We start from the raw sequence: 16,282 nt of genomic DNA on the forward strand, positions 1-16,282 counted from the left end.
CCGGGTGCGCGCCTTGAGTCTCACCACCAGCCGCTGGATTTGCCGCTGGGCAGCAGGCCCGGTCGTTCGACCGGGATGGGTGGCTGGGGACGGGCGGGCTGTACGGTGAAGCGCAGGCCGCCGAAGAAGGTGTGGGCATGCACCTTGCGGCCGTCCTCACGGAAGCCCAGGCGCTCCATGAGCCGCAGCATGATGCGGTTGCGACAGTCCACCACGGCGACCGCGCGCTTGTAGCCGCGACTGCCCAGCAGTTGCCAAAGATAGTCCTGTCCGCCCAGGAACAGGGCGCTGCCCCGATGGGTCGGTGCAATCTCCAGGGCAAACAGATAAGCATCACCGGGTGTCACCGGGAACCAGCTGCGGAAGTAATGGCCATCGTAGTAGTCGCGCGGGCTGATCCACATGAAGGCGCAGACGTCTCCGAAGGAATCCAGTGCGGCGTAGCCATGCAGGTCGGGCTGGGCAAGCAGGTCGGCCATCACCCCCACCTGCTCGGGGAAGTGGCGCCGAAAGGCCGGCAGCAGGCGCGGGCTGATATCCACATAGCGCCAGGCGTGCCGGCGCGGCAGCTTCATTGGCGTCTGGCTCAGCTCGCGGGCGAACCAGTGCAGCTCGTTGTGCGCATAGATGAAGCGTTCCCGGAACAGGCGCAGCGTACCCATCCATCCCTTGCGCCGCAGCTTGCGGTTGAGCTCCTGAAGTTTCATGGCTGCTCCCAGGTCAATGCGAACAGGGTTTCGCCCGGAACCTCGAAACGCCACGCGGTGTCCTCACAGCGGGGCGACGAGGGGGTGGCCCCATCGCCGAACAGGGTGAGGTGCGGAGGGTCGAGTCCCGAGCAGGGGGTGCCGTCCAGATCGAAGCGCACCTGCTGGTTGCGGGCTACCTTGTTCACCCCCAGCAGATTCATCCTGACGCCGCTGCGCATGGCCAGGGCATCGATCTCGAAGGCGTCGTTGTCGAGCTTGAGCACCTGATCACCCCAGTGCTCGAGCATGAACACCATGGCCTGCCCGACCGGCCGCAGGCTGTAGCGATCACCGGCCTCCAGCTTCAGCAGGCCTTTGAAGTGATGGTCGTCGTCGGCGAGCAGGAACCAGTTGAGCATGTCCAGCAAGCCATCCTGCGAGGCCTGGATGGCCACCGAGGCCCACCACAGCGCGGCGAACCGGGTTTCCTGCTCGTAGGGGCTGACGGTATTGCCGCTGGACAGATTGGTCTGGTCGATCAGCAGGGCCTTGCGGGGTCGCCCTTGAGGGGTGTAGCCGACCAGGTCGGCGGCCTGGCGCACGCTGTAGCGGTACCACTCGGTGGCGCGCAGGTCGCGTATGAACCATTCGTGCCAGGCCAGCGCGTCGATCAGCGGCTCATGCTCGGCCAGCAATCGGGCCGCCCAGTCCAGGCCGCGCCGGTCTCGTGCGCCCTGCATGGTGGGGCCGTTGACCAGTCGGGAGGACGCCGGCATGGCGATGCGGATACCCGCCGCCTGGGCGCGCGGGTCGTCGCGCACCTGTCGCGCCATCTGGGCGAAGTAGCGTGAGAACGCCGCATAGCTGGGGTAGTTGAGGTTGGGCTCGTCCGCTGGCGACAGGTAATGGATCCCCCCCTTGCCCAGGCTGATGGTGCTGTCCAGCCAGGCCTTCAGGCCGGCTCGGCTGGTGGCGTCGAAGTCCAGCAGGTGCACGCGCCCGGTCTTGGCCATCAGCGTAATGTCGTGGTCGATGCCGTAGCGGTGCCGGTACTGGGGGCGGAAGCGCTGTTCGTGTGCCGGGTTGCGGGCCATCACGTTGACGAAGCTGTAGTGGCCGGCCGTCTGCGGACGCAGCTCGCCCATCAACTGGGCATCCTCCGGCAACGTGTAGGGAAGCCCGATGCCCAGGCGCGCCGGCGGGCCAACCACGCTGTCGCGCAACGTCAGGTTGACGCGGCCCTCGGCCTGGCTGGGGCGACGTCGCAGGTCCTCGGGGCGCTGGGCGAACAGGTTGTCGGTGTTGTCCAGCCAGAAGGCGGCCTTGCCCGTGCCAACGAGGCGCAGGCGCCAGATTTCGTCGCGCTCGGATACCGGCAGGGAGAGCAGATCGTGGCGCGGGTACAGGCCGTGGCGCCTGAGCTGCAGCGTCAGAGCCTTGCCGTCGCTCAGGCGTTCGGCGTGCAACGCCCTGACCCCGTCATGGTGCTTACCGCCCAGCTGGGCGCCGACCCCGGCCGGAACGCGGAAATACAGCTCCAGCTCGCGGCCGGTTTCCAGGCTGAAGTGGTGCTTGACGGGTTCGAACAGCGAGGCGGCCGTGTCGGGATGGCGGACCCGGTAGTGGCGGAAGCTATAGCCGGGAATCTCCAGGCGATAGCCGTCGTCGTCGGGCTTTATCCGCCATTCGCGTCGTCCCTGCACTTCTTCGGCAGGGATTGCGAAGCGTTGCACCAGCTGCCCGTTGCCGCGTTGCAGATACAGCTGCTCCTGATTGGCATCGGCTTGCCAGGCCGGGCTCCATTCGATGTGCAGCAGTTCCTCCCGAGTGGGCCAGACATGTACCGCGCCGTCGCGGATGCCCGACCATTCCAGCGCCAGGGAGAGGGAGGGAAGGCTGCTGAGCAGCAGCCCGATCAGAGCCCGCCGGGTTCGCATGCCGACCTCCGTGCCAGCAGATGGGAAGAAAGGAAGCCAATGTCGCTGGGCAGAATCAGCAGGGTCTTGCCGACGGGTACCCGGCTGAGCCGGGTATACAGCACCAGCATGGACAACGTGAGGACACTGTAGGCGGTGGATGAGGCGATTGCCGCTCCAACGATGCCCATCTGCGGAATCAGCACCGCGTTCATGGCCAGGTTGAGCGCGGCGGCGAAGCCGGCCATCCACGACAGGGTCCCGGGGCGACCCTTGCCGACCAGGTCCAGGTGCAGAATGCTGGCGTAACAGAGGCTGAAGATGCCCGGCAGCAACGCGAGCAGGGCCGGGTAGGCCGGCCGATAGGCCTCGCCGAACAGCAGCACGATCAGCCATTCGCCCAGCACCGCCATGCCCAGGCAGGCGCCGAGCATGGCCGTGCCGGTCAGGCGCAGGGCCAGGGGGGTCAGTTCGTCGATGCCCTCGCCCTGCTGCAGCAGTTTTTTCATCAGGGGCGTGGTCACCGCCTCCGGCACGATGATCAGCAGTTCGGCTGCCGCGCTCGCCATGGCGTAATAGCCCAGTGCGGTGCTGTCGAGCATGAGGCCGATCAGCAGGTAATCGGCGCGCATCAGCAACTGCTGGAAGAGGATGTCCGGGTGGCTCTTGCCACCGATGCTGAGCATCTCCCGGCGGCTTTCGCGGTTCCAGCGCAGGTGCAGGTCATGGAAGCGCGCCAGCAGACACAGGCCGACCACGACCGCCAGCGACAGCCCGCCGATCCAGCTGATCACCGCCGCCTCCAGCGCCATGTCCTGCCAGATCCAGAACAACGCCAGGAACAGCGCGAGCGGGGTCAGGGATTCAATCAGGCGCAGGCTGTTGAAGGCGCCCACGCGGCCATCGGCGTTGTGCAGATTGAACAGCGCGCTTTTCAGTACGAACAGGGGCACCACCAGCAACAGCAGCCAGGCCAGCAGGCCCAGCTCCTGGGCCAGGTCCAGATCCTGACCGAGGCTGCGCAGCAGGACGACACCCACCAGGGTGGCCAGCGCCGAGAACAGGCAGCCATACACCAGCACCAGGGCCAGCAGGGCGCCCATCGGACGCTGGCGCGCCGACTGATAGCCGAGCGCCGTGTTCAGACCGCCGCTGGTGATGCCGCCGATCATCTCCGGCATGGCGCTGAGCAATGCGAACAGGCCCCGGTCGGCGGGGCCGAGAATGCGTGCCAGCAGGATGTTACGTGCCAGGCGCAGCACCAGCATGGCCAGGCTGGTGCCCACGCTCTGCAGCATCTGGCGCAGGAAGTGGCGCTTGCTCATGCCCGCTCACCCTGCATCATTCGCCAGGCCAGCAACGACGGTCGAACGGCATTCAGCTGGCTGACACCGATACGTGGCAACGCCAGGCTGTCGTCCCGGCCGCTGAACAGGCCGGGCCGGGTACCCAGGGCATAGCGGTAACGGTGGCTGCCGAGCCGGCGCCTCACGGTTTCGTCATGGTCGCCATTGGGATAGCAATACACCGGCAGCGGGTTGCGGCAGCGCTGTTGCAGCAGCGCAGTGCTATCGTGCAGTTCCCGTTCCAACTGCTGCGCGTCGAGCTGGGTAAGGATGCTGTGGCTGGCGCCATGGGGGCCGAAACGCACCAGGCCGGAGGCCTCCAGGGTGCGCACCTGCTCCCAGTCGAGGGCATGGGGCTCGGCATCCGCCGGACAGCTGTCGGCCAGGGCCTGCAGGGCGCCGCCCGGCAGCCGCTTGAGGCTTTGCAGGAACAGGCCCAGGGCGGTGCTGCGCGTCAGTGGGTCGCTGGCGTCGAGAATGGCCGGTGGGGGTGATGCGCCCATCTCGCGCAGACGGGTGCAGAGCTGTCCGCAGGCGGCCGTGCCGTGCCGGCCCCAGAGTGTTTCCCCAAGGCTTTCCCACCAGAAGTGGCGTCGCGTGCCGATGAAGTCGGTGGACAGGAAGATGCTGGCCGGCACTTCGTAGCGCTGCAACAGCGGAAAGGCCTGGCTGGCGTTGTCTCGCCAGCCGTCATCGAAGGTCAGCGCCACGCGCAGGCGATCCGAAGGTCCGGCATGCGGGTCGAGCAGCTCCATGAGGGGCACGCACTCGAAGTGGCTGCGCAACCAGCGCAACAGCCTTTCGAAGGCCGGGCTGCCGATGCACAGCTCCCGGCGGTGCGGCAGGGCGGCTTCCCGGTCGTCCGGAATGACCCGGTGCAGCATGAGAATGACGCCCTCGGCCTGCTGGCGTCGGGACAGGGGGTTGTGCAGATAGCACCAGCCGGCACCGGCCTTGAGAGCCTGTTTCAAATTCATGGAGGTTACTCAGCGATTCTGTTGCGGATTCCACTGGCTGAAGCGTTGGCCACTGGCGAAGTGCCAGACGCCGGCGCCGATGGCGGTGAGGGTGACCAGCACGTAGGCGGCCAGGCGGAAGGGCTTCGGCAGGCGGTGATGACGGCCCAGCAGGCCGACCAGGGCGACGGCGTAGCCGCTCAGCTGGGCGAGCAGCGTGAAGCGATAGAACGCGCCGCTGTCCCAGAGCCAGAGATTGCTGAGCAGCAGCGGAATCAGCAGGATCGGCACCAGGCGGCGGAGCAGCTTGTGGGTCAGCAGGCCGATGGCGAAGAAGCCGTGGCGACGCGGATCGAGCAATTCGCGGCGGCGCACCAGGCTCTGCAGGCCCTGGGTGGTGATGCGGTGCCGGCGTCGGAACTGGTTGCCGGCGGTTTCCACGCCGGTATCCACGACCCGGGCGTTTTCGGCGAAGACGATCTGCCGGCCGGCCACCGAGGCGCAGGTGGTCAGGAAGAAGTCGTCGGTCACATCGCCCGGCACGGGCTGGAACAGTTCGCGGCGCAGCGCCTGCAATCCGCCATCGGCGGAGGCCATGCAGCCGGTACGGCTTTCCAGGCGGCGCAGCCAGGACTCGTAGGCGCGGTAGAGGCGGTCGCCGATGGCCAGGGCCCGGCCGGACGAGGGAATGGCCACGTTGCCGGCCACGGCGCCGACGCGGGGATCGGCAAATGGCTGCACCAGCTGCGCCAGGGTGTCCGGCTCCCAGAGCGTGTCGGCATCGCTGAACACCAGGATATCGCCGTCGGCGACCGACACCGCCCCGTTCAGGGCCTCGGCCTTGCCGCCGCGGGGCAGGTCCAGGACGCGGATGTCGTGGTCGGGATGCTCGTCGGCGAAGCGTTGAGCCAGCGACACGGTGGCGTCGCTGGAGCCATCGCTGGCGATGATGATCTGGCACAACTCGTGCGGGTAATCGGCGTCGAGCAGCGATTGCAGTTTGGCCTGCATGTGCCGCTCCTCGTTGTAGGCGGCGACTATCAGGCTTACCCGCGGGCGCTCGGCGGGGAGCGCCATGCGGGGCGGCGGCTGCAGCAAGCCGTAGAGCGCCAGTAGGGCGGGATAGCCCAGGTAGGCAAAGAAGGGCAGGAAAAGGCAGAGCCAGAACAGTGCTTCAGCCACGTGAGGGCCTCCGTGCGGTCAAGTCCAGGAATCCGAGCAGCAGGGCCAGTCCGGCCACGTGCATGCGCAGCCAGTGCAGCAGCAGCAGACGCAGCGCCAGCAGCGGGCGTCGGCGGTTGTAGCGATGGCGCAGTGTCAGCAGGGCGGCTGGCAACCAGCCGAAGGCGAAGACGCCCAGAGCCGCCAGCGGCTGACCAAGCAGCAGGAGGAGCAGTGCGAATGCGGTAACCGCCCAGTGGCCAGCCGCCAGCAGTGGAAAGCGCAGCAGGCGTGGATTGAGCTGGTTGCCACGCAGCAGCTGAACCAGGCTGTTCTGTCGCCAGAGCTCCTTGCCCAGCCATTCGCGCCAGCTGGTTTCAAAGCCCCAGTTGAGCACCGTGGGAGTGGGCAGGCTGAGCAGGCGGGCCCCGGCGCGGCCCAGGCGCAGGCTGAAGTCCTTGTCCTCGCCGGTGCGCAGACGCTCATCGAAGCCGCCGACCCGCTCGAACCAGTGCCGCTCCAGGCACAGGTTGGCAGTGGGGAGCCAGTCCAGCAGGGTGGCGCGATCACGCTCGGCGGCCACCTTGTGCAGCCAGGCGCGGGCGTACCAGGGCGCTTGCGGTGGCGGCTGATGGACCAGTCCGAGCACGTCGGCGCAGTCCTTCTGGCGAACGTTGTTCCATTCCAGCAGCCAGCTTTCCGGCACCTGCATGTCGGCATCGAGAAACGCCAGCCACGCGTGTCGGGAGGCCGCCGCGCCCCGGTTGCGCAGGGCGGCGATGCTGAGGCGAGGACAGTCCAGTACCCTGGCGCCGAGCTCCCGGGCGATCCGCGGACCGTCGTCGCTGGAACCGTTGTCGACGACGATCACTTCCCACTCGCACCCGGCGCGCTCGGCGGCCGCTCGCACGGCCTGTAGGGTGCGGGTGATGTGCCGAGCCTCGTTGAACATCGGGATGACGACGCTGATGGCCTGGCTCATGCGGGACGTGCCTCCGGCAGGGTGGCCGCCGCGGTCGCCTCGGTGGTTTCCAGGCGCATGCCGCTGGAGATGGCCAGCAGGATCCACAGCAGCTTGCTATTGGGGATGCTCAGGAACAGCAGGAACACGCTCAGGGCCAGAAACGTCAGCCCCATGAAGGCCGCCAGCTGCGCGCGATGGTTGTCGCCAGCCTGGAGCCAGTGCGCGCGGGCGTGCTGAAAGTTCTTCAGGCCAAGCAGCACCAGGGCGATGAACAGCAGGCCACCGGGCAGGCCGACCTCGCTGAGCATGCCCATATAGGTGTTGTGGGCGACCCGGTGCAGGTTGGGGTCATTGGGGCTGAGGGAGAAAGCCACGGCGAAGCCCGACTCGGCGTATTCCAGCGGGAAGGTGCCCGGCCCCGAACCGAGCAACGGATGCTCGGCAATCACCTGGCTGCCGACGACCAGATAGGAGGTGCGGCGGCCCAGAGAGGGGTCGTCGTAGGAACGCACTCCCTGCTTGATGAAGGCCAGGGTCTTGACCCGCTCGACGTACTCATCGGGCAATGCCTGGAAGGCCAGCGGGGCGCCGATCATCAGCGCCAGTAGAATGAAGCCGAAGTGGCGCGGCTGGATGTAGCGGCGGTAGGCGCGAAAGTGCCAGAGCGCCCCCAACAGGCAGAGCAGGAAGATCAGGAAGCCCGAACGCGAGCCGGTCTTGGTCAGGCCGAAGATCAGGAACACCATCAGGCCCAGCCAGAACAGGCGCATCAGCAGATGGCGGGCGCGCAGGGCCAGCAGCAGTGCGGGCGGAATGGCGGTGGTCAGCAGCAGGGCGAAATAGTTGGGATCGGTGAGCAATCCCAGGGAGCGACCGGTGCGCTCGTCGATGTTGTCCAGCGCGATGACGCCGCTGACGCTGACACCTAGCACCATCAGACGGGCCAGCCAGAGCAGGTCGAGCTCCTTGTAGAGCAGCAGGGTCAGGCCGAACAGTGACAGGCCGACCGACAGCTGGCGCAGGGTTTCCAGCGACAGGGGAATGTGCCGGCTGTAGAGAATGCTCAGCACATAGCAGAACAGAAATGGCAGCAGCAGCTTCCACAGGTTGCTGCGCAGGCGCTGCTCGGGCAGCTGGCGCAGCAGCAGCTGCAAGGCCACCACCAGGATCAGGGTGTAGCCCACCAGCTTGCCGCCGGTGATGGCGCTGCCCTCCGGGAACAGGCCCTCGACCGGAATCATCGCCACCAGACCGAGAATGCCCCAGGAGGGATGCTTGTACAGCACGCCGAGCGCGATCAGTGCGGGCGCCAGCAGCGGCGCTACGAACGGCAGGGGACCGGCCAACAGGATGGCGATGGTCAGGCCGAGCAGCAGGGACAGCGGAAGTATCAATGCCATGAAGGGTTTCCCGCGCGACGATAGAGCTGGTCCCAGCGTGCGGTCTGGCCAGGTAGGTGAAAGCGTTCCTGCTGAACCTGACGGGCCCGTTCGGCCAGGCGCTGGCGCAGCAACGGGTCGTTGAGCAGGCGTTCGGTCTGGGTGATCAGGTCGGGCAGATCCTCGGCCGGACTGAGCAGCGCGGACTGCTCATGGATGAGCACGTCGGGAATCCCGCCTACCGCGAAGGTGGCGATGGGAGTACCGAGCTGCATGGCTTCCAGCAGCACCATGGGCGTTCCCTCGGTCCGCGAGCTGAGGACCAGCACGGTCAGCGCGCTCAGCCAGTCGGTCATCCGCTCCTGGTAGCCGGGGAGCAGGATGCGTCCGCAAAGGCCAGACGCCGCGATGCGTGCTTCGAGTTCTGCGCGCTGCGGACCTTCACCCAGCAGTACCACTGACAGCGCCGGATGGCGTCGACACAGCGCGATGGCCAGCTCGACGAACAGGTCCGGTCCCTTTTCCAGGCTGAGCCGACCGACGAAGCCCAGCAGCGGCGCCGGTGGGGCTGCAGCCGGACGTCCGACCGGTTGTCCAGCACTTGCCGGCAGGCCATTGGGCAGCACATGCAGCTTGTGTCCGCGCACGCCGGCCTTGCGCAACAGGCGGGCAATGCTGTCGGCTACGCAGACCACCGCCTTCACCTGCGGCGTGCGGCATAGCTGCAGGGTCAGCCAGGTGTACACGCGCTGCTTGCGGTTGCTGGGCGTGAAGCCGTGCTGGGTGGCGATCAGCGGCAGGCCGAAACGGCAGGCGGCCAGCCAGCCGAGCACCAGGCCCTTGAAACCGTGGGCGTTGATCAGCAGCCGGGGGCCGGCCGGGTCAAATTGCGCCTGGCGTATGGCCTGCAGCAGTTCGCGCAGCCCGCCGCCGCAGCGGCGGATCTCCACGCCGGCTGCGGCGAAACGCTGGAACAGGCTGTCGGGACCGCTGAGCAGCCACACCTGATGTTTCCCCGGCACATGCAGGCAGTGGTCGAGCAGCATGCGCTCCAGTCCGTAGAAGCCGCCGCTGCCGAGCAGGTGCACGATGCGCTGTGGCGCGTCCCGTGTTGCGGTCAGCTGGCAGCCCAGTGCCGAATCCATGGCAGACGTCCTGTCTTGTGCGGGTCGGTTTGGTCGGGATCATCGGCGTCGATGGTCATGAGTACCGGCAGGCCCAGCTGCTCACCGACCTGACCCGGGTGCTTGAAGCGGTGATCGAAGAACTCGCGGATGTAGCCCAGGGCGATGGCCAGGAGCAGTCCGGTCAGCAAGCCCAGCGGAATGACCTTGGAGGGCACCGGGAAGGTGGCTTCGGTGGGTTCGAACGGCCGCGTCAGGATGCGCGCATTGGACAGGGCACCCAGCACGTCACTGGTCCGGCTTTCCTCGTAGCGCTGGGTATAGGCGAAGAACGCCTGATGCAGCGCCTCGATCTCCGTGTTCAGCTGGCGCAGTTGCGACTGGATGCCCTGCAGATCGCGGATGCGGCTCTTGTATTCGGCGACGCGCTCGCTTTTCTGGGCGATCACCCCGGTGACGATTTCCTGATTCTTCTCCCGCTCCTGGATCCGGTTCCTCACCACCTGCAGGAACTGCTGGCGGGCGCGCTGGATCTGCGCGCGCAGGGTCTGCATCGGTACGCTGTCGGCCTGGAAGATGTCGCTTTCGGTGCCGTACTGGCTGACCAGCTCGATCAGGCGGTCACCGAGCTGGCGGATCTCGCGGTCGTCGTAGGTGGCGTTCTCCAGAGTCTGGGCGAAGGTGTAGGGGAAGCTGTAGTCGTTCAGGCGTGCCTGGGTTGCCACGTTGAGGCTCTTCTGCAGGTAGTCGAGCCAGCGGTTGCCTTCCAGTGCCCGGTCCCGGTACTGGCTGAGGTTCAGTTCTTCCTGGTTGATGGCGCTGAGCAGGAAGGTGATCTCCTCGTCCGGGTTGGCGGCCTTGGCGCCTTCCAGCAGGGTCAGGCGTTGCTCTTCCAGGCCCTTCAGGCGTTCCTGGTACTGCAGTTTCTTCTGCTCGTAGAAGTCCAGGGGCAGGTCGTTCGAGTACAGCTCCTGGCGATGGATCAGGTAGGTGTCCAGCAGGCGATTGATCAGCAGCGTGCCGAACACCGGCTCGCCGGCGCTGTAGGCAACGCTGATCACGTTCGAGCCGGGCAGGGTCTGAATCTCCAGGTCTTCCAGCACCATCATGGCCAGCGCATCGAGCAGGTTGTCGCGGATCGGCTCGACCTCCATGCCGAACAGCTCGCGCAGCGGATTAAGCACATGGGCCTGGAAGGGCTCGCTGACATGGCGGCGCCAGGGATCGCTCACCCAGCGTTGCAGCAGCCCCGGCTCCTCCTGGAAGTGCCCTTCGGCATACAGCTGCTCGACGGTGCGGCGAACCAGCGCCGGCGAGCGCAGGATGCTGCTTTCGGTTTCCATGTCGATCAGGGTCGGCGGCACGAACACGTCGCTGAGCTTGTTCAGCGCGCCGCCGCTGGGATCCATCTGGGGAAGCTTCTTCGACTGCACCAGCACTTCCGCAGTGATGTCGAAGGTCGGCTTAGCCAGCACCGGGATCAGCAGGGTGATCGCGGCGAAGAACAGGAACACCCGCTTGATCAGCCGCTGGTTGGCAAAAAATATCCGCAGGAATTCATGCAGGTAGTTTTCGGTCTGGTTCATGACGTCTAGTCGTTCCCGTTGTTGACTTCATAGCTGAAGCCGAAGTTGAAGCCACTGAAGAGGATCAGGTCGGAGAGCTGGCGGATGGTGTCGCCGGCCTCGGCCAACCCGGTCTTGGGGATGAACAGAAGGTCGTCGGGCTGCAGGTAGGCCATCGCTGCGGCCTTGTCCTTGAGTACCGACTTGATGTCGTAGGTGCGGGTGATGACCTGTTCGCCCTGGCGATTGACCACCATCACCTCGCTGAGGTTGGAGCGCGGGGTATAGCCGCGGGCCAGGGTAAGCGCCTCGAGCACCGAGATCGGGCGGCGGACCGCATAGGCCCCCGGCTGGCCCACCTCGCCGAGGACGAAGACCTCGTTGGCCGCGCTGCTCTTGAGCAGCACGTCCACCTTCAGCGGGCCAACCTCCGAGGCATAGCGGCGGCTGAGGGTCTTCTGCAGCTCGTCGAGGGTGACACCCGACAGTGCCATGCTGCCCAGCATGGGGAAGGTCGCCCGGCCGTCCGGGCCGATGGTGATGTCACGGCTCATGCCGCTGCCGGGACTGAACAGGGTGTCGCGCAGGTTCTGCAGGTTGCTCTGGGCCCGGGGTACCGAGGCGGAGATGATCGGGTTGCGCAGGGTCTGGGCATACAGCTCGGTCAGCTTGGCCTCGACTTCCTTGACGGTCAGGCCGGTGACCTTCACCGAACCCACGTACTCGAGGCTGACCGTGCCGTCCGGCATGACCGTCTTCGAGCCGCTCATGCCTCGGGCGGAGATGAAGTTCAGGTCCAACTGGTCGCCGCTCTGGATGCGGTAGGCGGCGTTGGAGTCCAGTGCGATGTGGTAGATCACCTCCAGCACGTCATGCGGGCGCAGTACCTGCCGGATCGGCAGGATCTCGGTGCGCCCGGCCATCTCCTCGGGGGCGGAGAGGATCTGGGCCTGCATGATGCGCTCCTGGCTGCTGCAGCCCAGCAGGGTGCCCAGCAGCAGAGCTGATGCGAGTCCTTTCGTGACGTTCATCCTTGTCTCCCTCACAGATAGCGATACAGCCATTTCGGCGTGTAGTAACGACGTGCGTTGAAAATGCTGCCCAGCAGATTGGCATTGGCCTGGCGCAGGCGCTGGACGGCAGCCTGGGCGACTTCCCAGCGGGTTTCCTCGCCACGCACCACCAGAATCACGCCGTCGACCCGTGCGGCCAGGCCGAGGCTGTAGCTGCTGGAATAGATGGCTTCGCCATCGATCACCACGAAGCGGTAGCCCGCGGAGAGCACGCTGAACAGCTGGGGAATCTGCTCGTGCAGCAGATGCCTGCCATGCCCATGGGGAACGCCCAGAGGCAACAGATCGAAAGGCAGGTCGGGGTGCGGGTACACGCACTGGTTCAGCAGGCCCGGCATATCGTCGCTGGCCAGCAGATCAAGCAGTCCGGGCGATCCGTTGAGCTGGTACAGGGAGGTCAGTCCGCGTGGTGACGGGCTGGCATCCACCAGCAGCACTCTGCCGGCGCTGGACATGGCCAGCTGTTGCGCGAGCGTCAGCGCGCTGGTGGTGCCGCCGCAGCCGGCGTTGGGCGCCGTGATCAGCAGCGTCCGGCAGGCCGGGTTCAGGACCGTGGCGATGAGGTTGCTCTCGCTGGCTTCGAGAATGGGTTTGTCACGCTCCACGGGGAGCCCGACTTCGTTGGCGCTGAGCATTTTCATGGACGGCTGCTCCAGATAAAAAACGAGGCGATTGAGGGGCTAGCCGGCGCCATGGCCGGAAAGCACCTTGGCGGGGGTCTTGAGTAGGATCTGCAGATCCTGCAGCGGCCCCTGCTGGTGGATGTATTGCATGTCCAGGTTCACGCGGTCGTCGAAATCGACGTCGCTGCGCCCGGAGATCTGCCAGAGCCCGGTCATGCCCGGATAGGTGCTGAGCCGCCCGAGGTGGTGGCGGTGGTAGCGCGAGGCGTTGAAGGAGGTGGGGCGCGGTCCGACCAAGCGCATGTCGCCGAGCACCACGTTCACCAGGTTGGGCAGTTCGTCGAGGCTGGTCTTGCGCAGCCAGCGACCGATCGGGGTGACCCGCGGGTCGTTGTCGATCTTGAAGTCGACCGAATCGGCACCGTGCTTGTTGAGATGGCGCAGGGACTCCTTGAGCGCCTCGGCGTTGGCCACCATGGTGCGGAACTTGATCATGCCGAAGCGCCTACCGCGGTAGCCGGTGCGTTGTTGCACGAAGAACACCGGGCCGGGGCTGTGGTGCTTGATCAGCAAGGCGATGCCGAGCAGTAAGGGGGAGAGCACCAGCAGCAGCAGGAGGGCGCCGCCGGCGTCCAGCCAGCGCTTGGTATGCGACAGGTTCCAGGGCCGGCCACCGGCGCGCCCCGTGATCCAGCCCCGATCCTGGATATAGAGACTTTCGCCGATCGTCTTGCGCAGTGCAGGATCAAGGCGCTTTTCGCGGGTTCCCAGCAGCGGTTTGCTATGCGAAGCAGTCATGCCGAACGGTCTCCTCAACGAGTCAGGGCGATCTGCCCGGGCGAAACGGCGCCGGATCGGGCAGATGCGTCCGGGTGGTAGTAGGCGCGAAACCACTCCACGAACCGGGCGATTCCCTCGTCGAGGCCGATCCGTGGCGAAAAACCAGTCAGTTGCTGTAGCTCGCCGGCATCCGCGCAGGTACTCAGCACGTCACCGGGTTGCAGGGGCCTGAGTTGTACCTGTGCCTTCTGCCCAAGGTGTTTTTCCAGGGTTGCGACGTACTCCAGCAGCTCCACAGGCGATTGGCCGCCGATGTTGAGCAGGCGCCAGGGCGCCATGCTGCTGGCCGGGTCGGGCCGGTCTCGGTCCCATGCGGAGTCCGGGCTCGGCGGATGGTCGAGCAGGCGCACCAGGCCCTCGACGATGTCGTCGATGTAGGTGAAGTCGCGCTGATGCTGGCCGTGGTTGAACAGCTGCAGGGGCTGCCCCGTGCTGATGGCGCGGGCGAACTGGACGGGGGACATATCCGGTCGGCCCCAGGGACCGTACACGGTGAAGAAGCGCAGCCCGGTGCAGGGAATGCCGAACAGGTGACTGTAGGCGTGAGCCATCGCCTCGTTGGCCTTCTTGGTCGCCGCATACAGCGAGAGCGGATGGTCGACCGGATGGTGCACCGAATAGGGCGTGTGCTGGTTGGCGCCGTATACCGAGCTGGACGAGGCGTACAGCAGGTGTTCCACGGGGTTGGCGCGGCAACCTTCGAGAATGTTCAGGAACGCTTCGATGTTGCTGCGGGTGTAGGCGCGCGGGTGGCTGAGCGAATGCCTGACGCCGGCCTGGGCGGCCAGGTGGATGACGGCATCGGGCTGGACCTCCGCGAATACCTCGGCGGTGGCGGAGGCATCCGCCAGGTCGAGGCGCAGCAGCGGAAAGTCGCCCGCTTGTTCGCGCACCCACTCGACCCGAGCCTCCTTGAGGGCGGGGTCGTAGTAGTCGTTGAAATTGTCCACGCCGACCACCCGGTGACCATCGCGCAGCAGGCGCAATGCGCAATGCGCACCGATGAAGCCGGCGGCTCCTGTCAGCAGGATCTTCATTGCGGGCTCGCTTGGCTGGCGGGGGCGATGTGTGGCAGGCCGATGCCCAGATAGTGCAGGCCGGCACCTGCCACCTGGGCCGGGTTGTAGAGGTTGCGTCCGTCGACGACCAGGCGAGCGCGCAACTGGCTGGCCAGCCAGTCGAAATCCACCACACGGAACGTCTTCCATTCGGTGCAGATGACCAGGGCGTCGGCATCCAGCAGGGTGTCGTCGCGGGTCGGGCAGAGCACCAGGTCGTTGCGATGACCGTACAGGCGTCGGCATTCGGCCATGGCTTCCGGGTCATAGGCGCGCACCGTGGCGCCTTCGCGCCACAGCGCTTCCATCAGGTAGCGGCTGGGCGCTTCGCGCATGTCGTCGGTGTTGGGCTTGAAGGCCAGACCCCAGAGGGCGATTGCCTTGCCGGCCAGGCCTTCGGGGAAGTGCTGGCGCAGCTTGGCCAGCAGGATGTGGCGCTGGCTGTCGTTGATGTCGCTGACGGTCTGCAGCAGGCGCAGCGGCATACCGCTGCGTTCGGCAGTGTGCAGCAGGGCACGGATGTCCTTGGGGAAGCAGGAGCCGCCGAAGCCGCAGCCGGGGTAGATGAAGTGGTAGCCGATGCGCGGGTCGGAGCCGATGCCCTTGCGCACCGCTTCGATGTCGGCGCCCAGGCGTTCGGCGAGGTTGGCCAGCTCGTTCATGAAGCTGATACGGGTGGCCAGCATGGCATTGGCGGCGTATTTGGTGAGTTCCGCGCTGCGGTTGTCCATCCACATGAGCTTGTCGTGGTTGCGACAGAACGGCGCGTAGACCTCGGCCAACTGCGCGCGGGCCTGCTCGTCCTCGGTGCCGATGATGATGCGGTCGGGGCGCATGCAGTCGGCGACCGCGCTGCCCTCCTTGAGAAACTCCGGATTGGAGACCACGCGCACCCGCAGGTGCTGCTTGCCCAGGCGGACCAGTTCGTCCCGAGCGGTCTGTTCCACCTGATGGGCGGTACCCACCGGCACGGTGGACTTGATGATCAGGGTGCGGTCGTCGGTCATCTGCGCGACGATCTCGCGGGTGACGGTCAGCACATGGCTGAGATCGGCAGAACCATCCTCGTCGGGCGGCGTGCCCACGGCAATGAAGATCAGCTCGCCATGGGTGACGGCATCGCTGGCCTGGGTGCTGAACGACAGGCGGCCGGCCTTGAGGTTGTCCTCAAGCAGGCCTGACAGGCCTGGCTCGTGGATCGTGGGGACCCCACGCTGCAGTTGCTTGATCTTGTTGGCGTCGATGTCGACGCAAACCACGCGGTGGCCGACATCGGCCATGGTAGCGGCTTGGACTAATCCTACGTAGCCGGTACCGAAAACGCTTACATCCATGTCTAGCGCCCCTTCGGCAAGGTGTGTGTTGCGCCTACAGGTATAGGTGATGGGTCCGGGAAACTGTCAAGGCAACGGACCCCCTGCAAGCGGAGCTGGGCAGCGTAGACGAGCGCAGAAAATTTGCAGGCGACGAATGGTGAAAAAAGTCGCCGGCCCCGGGCAGCTTGGAAGGCGGAGGCGAAAGCACCTAGAATTCGCGTTTTCCTTGCAGCGTGACACCGCCTGTGCGGCGGTCTCACAAGGGCTTGCCG

Annotated in this window: 14 protein-coding genes; all 14 read right to left on the reverse strand. The window is 66.1% G+C overall.

Annotated elements, in window-relative coordinates:
* Positions 1 to 20: 20 nt before the first annotated feature.
* The 14 genes from PT85_RS15980 to PT85_RS16045 are packed head-to-tail and all read right to left on the reverse strand — an operon-like array spanning position 21 to position 16,028.
* On the reverse strand, positions 21 to 707 hold the full coding sequence (locus tag PT85_RS15980; RefSeq protein WP_052199848.1) for a GNAT family N-acetyltransferase: 687 nt from the start codon (positions 705 to 707) through the stop codon (positions 21 to 23).
* Entirely contained in the window at positions 704 to 2,626 is a 1,923-nt protein-coding gene (locus PT85_RS15985; RefSeq protein WP_027589966.1) for a hypothetical protein, read from the reverse strand. Before PT85_RS15985 ends, PT85_RS15980 begins: the two co-directional genes overlap by 4 nt.
* Entirely contained in the window at positions 2,605 to 3,930 is a 1,326-nt protein-coding gene (locus PT85_RS15990) for a lipopolysaccharide biosynthesis protein (protein ID WP_027589967.1), read from the reverse strand. The genes PT85_RS15985 and PT85_RS15990 overlap by 22 nt, the downstream gene beginning before the upstream one ends.
* Positions 3,927 to 4,928 carry a polysaccharide deacetylase family protein gene (locus PT85_RS15995; protein WP_039607193.1) on the reverse strand — a complete coding sequence of 334 codons (1,002 nt, stop codon included), beginning with the start codon at positions 4,926 to 4,928 and terminating at the stop codon, positions 3,927 to 3,929. Before PT85_RS15995 ends, PT85_RS15990 begins: the two co-directional genes overlap by 4 nt.
* Positions 4,929 to 4,937: 9 nt before the next feature.
* Positions 4,938 to 6,089 carry a glycosyltransferase family 2 protein gene (locus PT85_RS16000; RefSeq protein WP_039562506.1) on the reverse strand — a complete coding sequence of 384 codons (1,152 nt, stop codon included), beginning with the start codon at positions 6,087 to 6,089 and terminating at the stop codon, positions 4,938 to 4,940.
* A complete protein-coding gene (locus tag PT85_RS16005) occupies positions 6,082 to 7,050 on the reverse strand; it encodes a glycosyltransferase (RefSeq protein WP_039607194.1) in 969 nt (322 codons plus the stop codon). The genes PT85_RS16000 and PT85_RS16005 overlap by 8 nt, the downstream gene beginning before the upstream one ends.
* Complete coding sequence (locus PT85_RS16010) at positions 7,047 to 8,432, reverse strand: O-antigen ligase family protein (RefSeq protein ID WP_039607195.1); 1,386 nt, start codon at positions 8,430 to 8,432, stop codon at positions 7,047 to 7,049. The genes PT85_RS16005 and PT85_RS16010 overlap by 4 nt, the downstream gene beginning before the upstream one ends.
* Positions 8,423 to 9,556 carry a glycosyltransferase family 4 protein gene (locus PT85_RS16015; protein WP_039607196.1) on the reverse strand — a complete coding sequence of 378 codons (1,134 nt, stop codon included), beginning with the start codon at positions 9,554 to 9,556 and terminating at the stop codon, positions 8,423 to 8,425. The genes PT85_RS16010 and PT85_RS16015 overlap by 10 nt, the downstream gene beginning before the upstream one ends.
* On the reverse strand, positions 9,529 to 11,121 hold the full coding sequence (locus PT85_RS16020) for a GumC family protein (RefSeq protein WP_039607197.1): 1,593 nt from the start codon (positions 11,119 to 11,121) through the stop codon (positions 9,529 to 9,531). The genes PT85_RS16015 and PT85_RS16020 overlap by 28 nt, the downstream gene beginning before the upstream one ends.
* 5 nt (positions 11,122 to 11,126) lie before the next feature.
* A complete protein-coding gene (locus PT85_RS16025) occupies positions 11,127 to 12,131 on the reverse strand; it encodes a polysaccharide biosynthesis/export family protein (protein ID WP_027589974.1) in 1,005 nt (334 codons plus the stop codon).
* Between the two features lie 11 nt (positions 12,132 to 12,142).
* Positions 12,143 to 12,814 (reverse strand): CpsD/CapB family tyrosine-protein kinase, encoded by a 672-nt coding sequence (locus PT85_RS16030; RefSeq protein WP_037008683.1) that lies wholly within the window; start codon positions 12,812 to 12,814, stop codon positions 12,143 to 12,145.
* Between the two features lie 39 nt (positions 12,815 to 12,853).
* Positions 12,854 to 13,594: a sugar transferase gene (locus PT85_RS16035; protein WP_051587374.1), complete on the reverse strand. Its 741-nt coding sequence runs from the start codon at positions 13,592 to 13,594 to the stop codon at positions 12,854 to 12,856.
* A 14-nt stretch (positions 13,595 to 13,608) separates the two neighbouring features.
* A complete protein-coding gene (locus PT85_RS16040) occupies positions 13,609 to 14,673 on the reverse strand; it encodes an NAD-dependent epimerase (protein WP_027589977.1) in 1,065 nt (354 codons plus the stop codon).
* Entirely contained in the window at positions 14,670 to 16,028 is a 1,359-nt protein-coding gene (locus tag PT85_RS16045) for a UDP-glucose dehydrogenase family protein (protein WP_039607198.1), read from the reverse strand. The genes PT85_RS16040 and PT85_RS16045 overlap by 4 nt, the downstream gene beginning before the upstream one ends.
* Positions 16,029 to 16,282 lie beyond the last annotated feature (254 nt).

The organism is Pseudomonas flexibilis (assembly GCF_000806415.1).
Taxonomy (GTDB): Bacteria; Pseudomonadota; Gammaproteobacteria; order Pseudomonadales; family Pseudomonadaceae; genus Serpens; species Serpens flexibilis.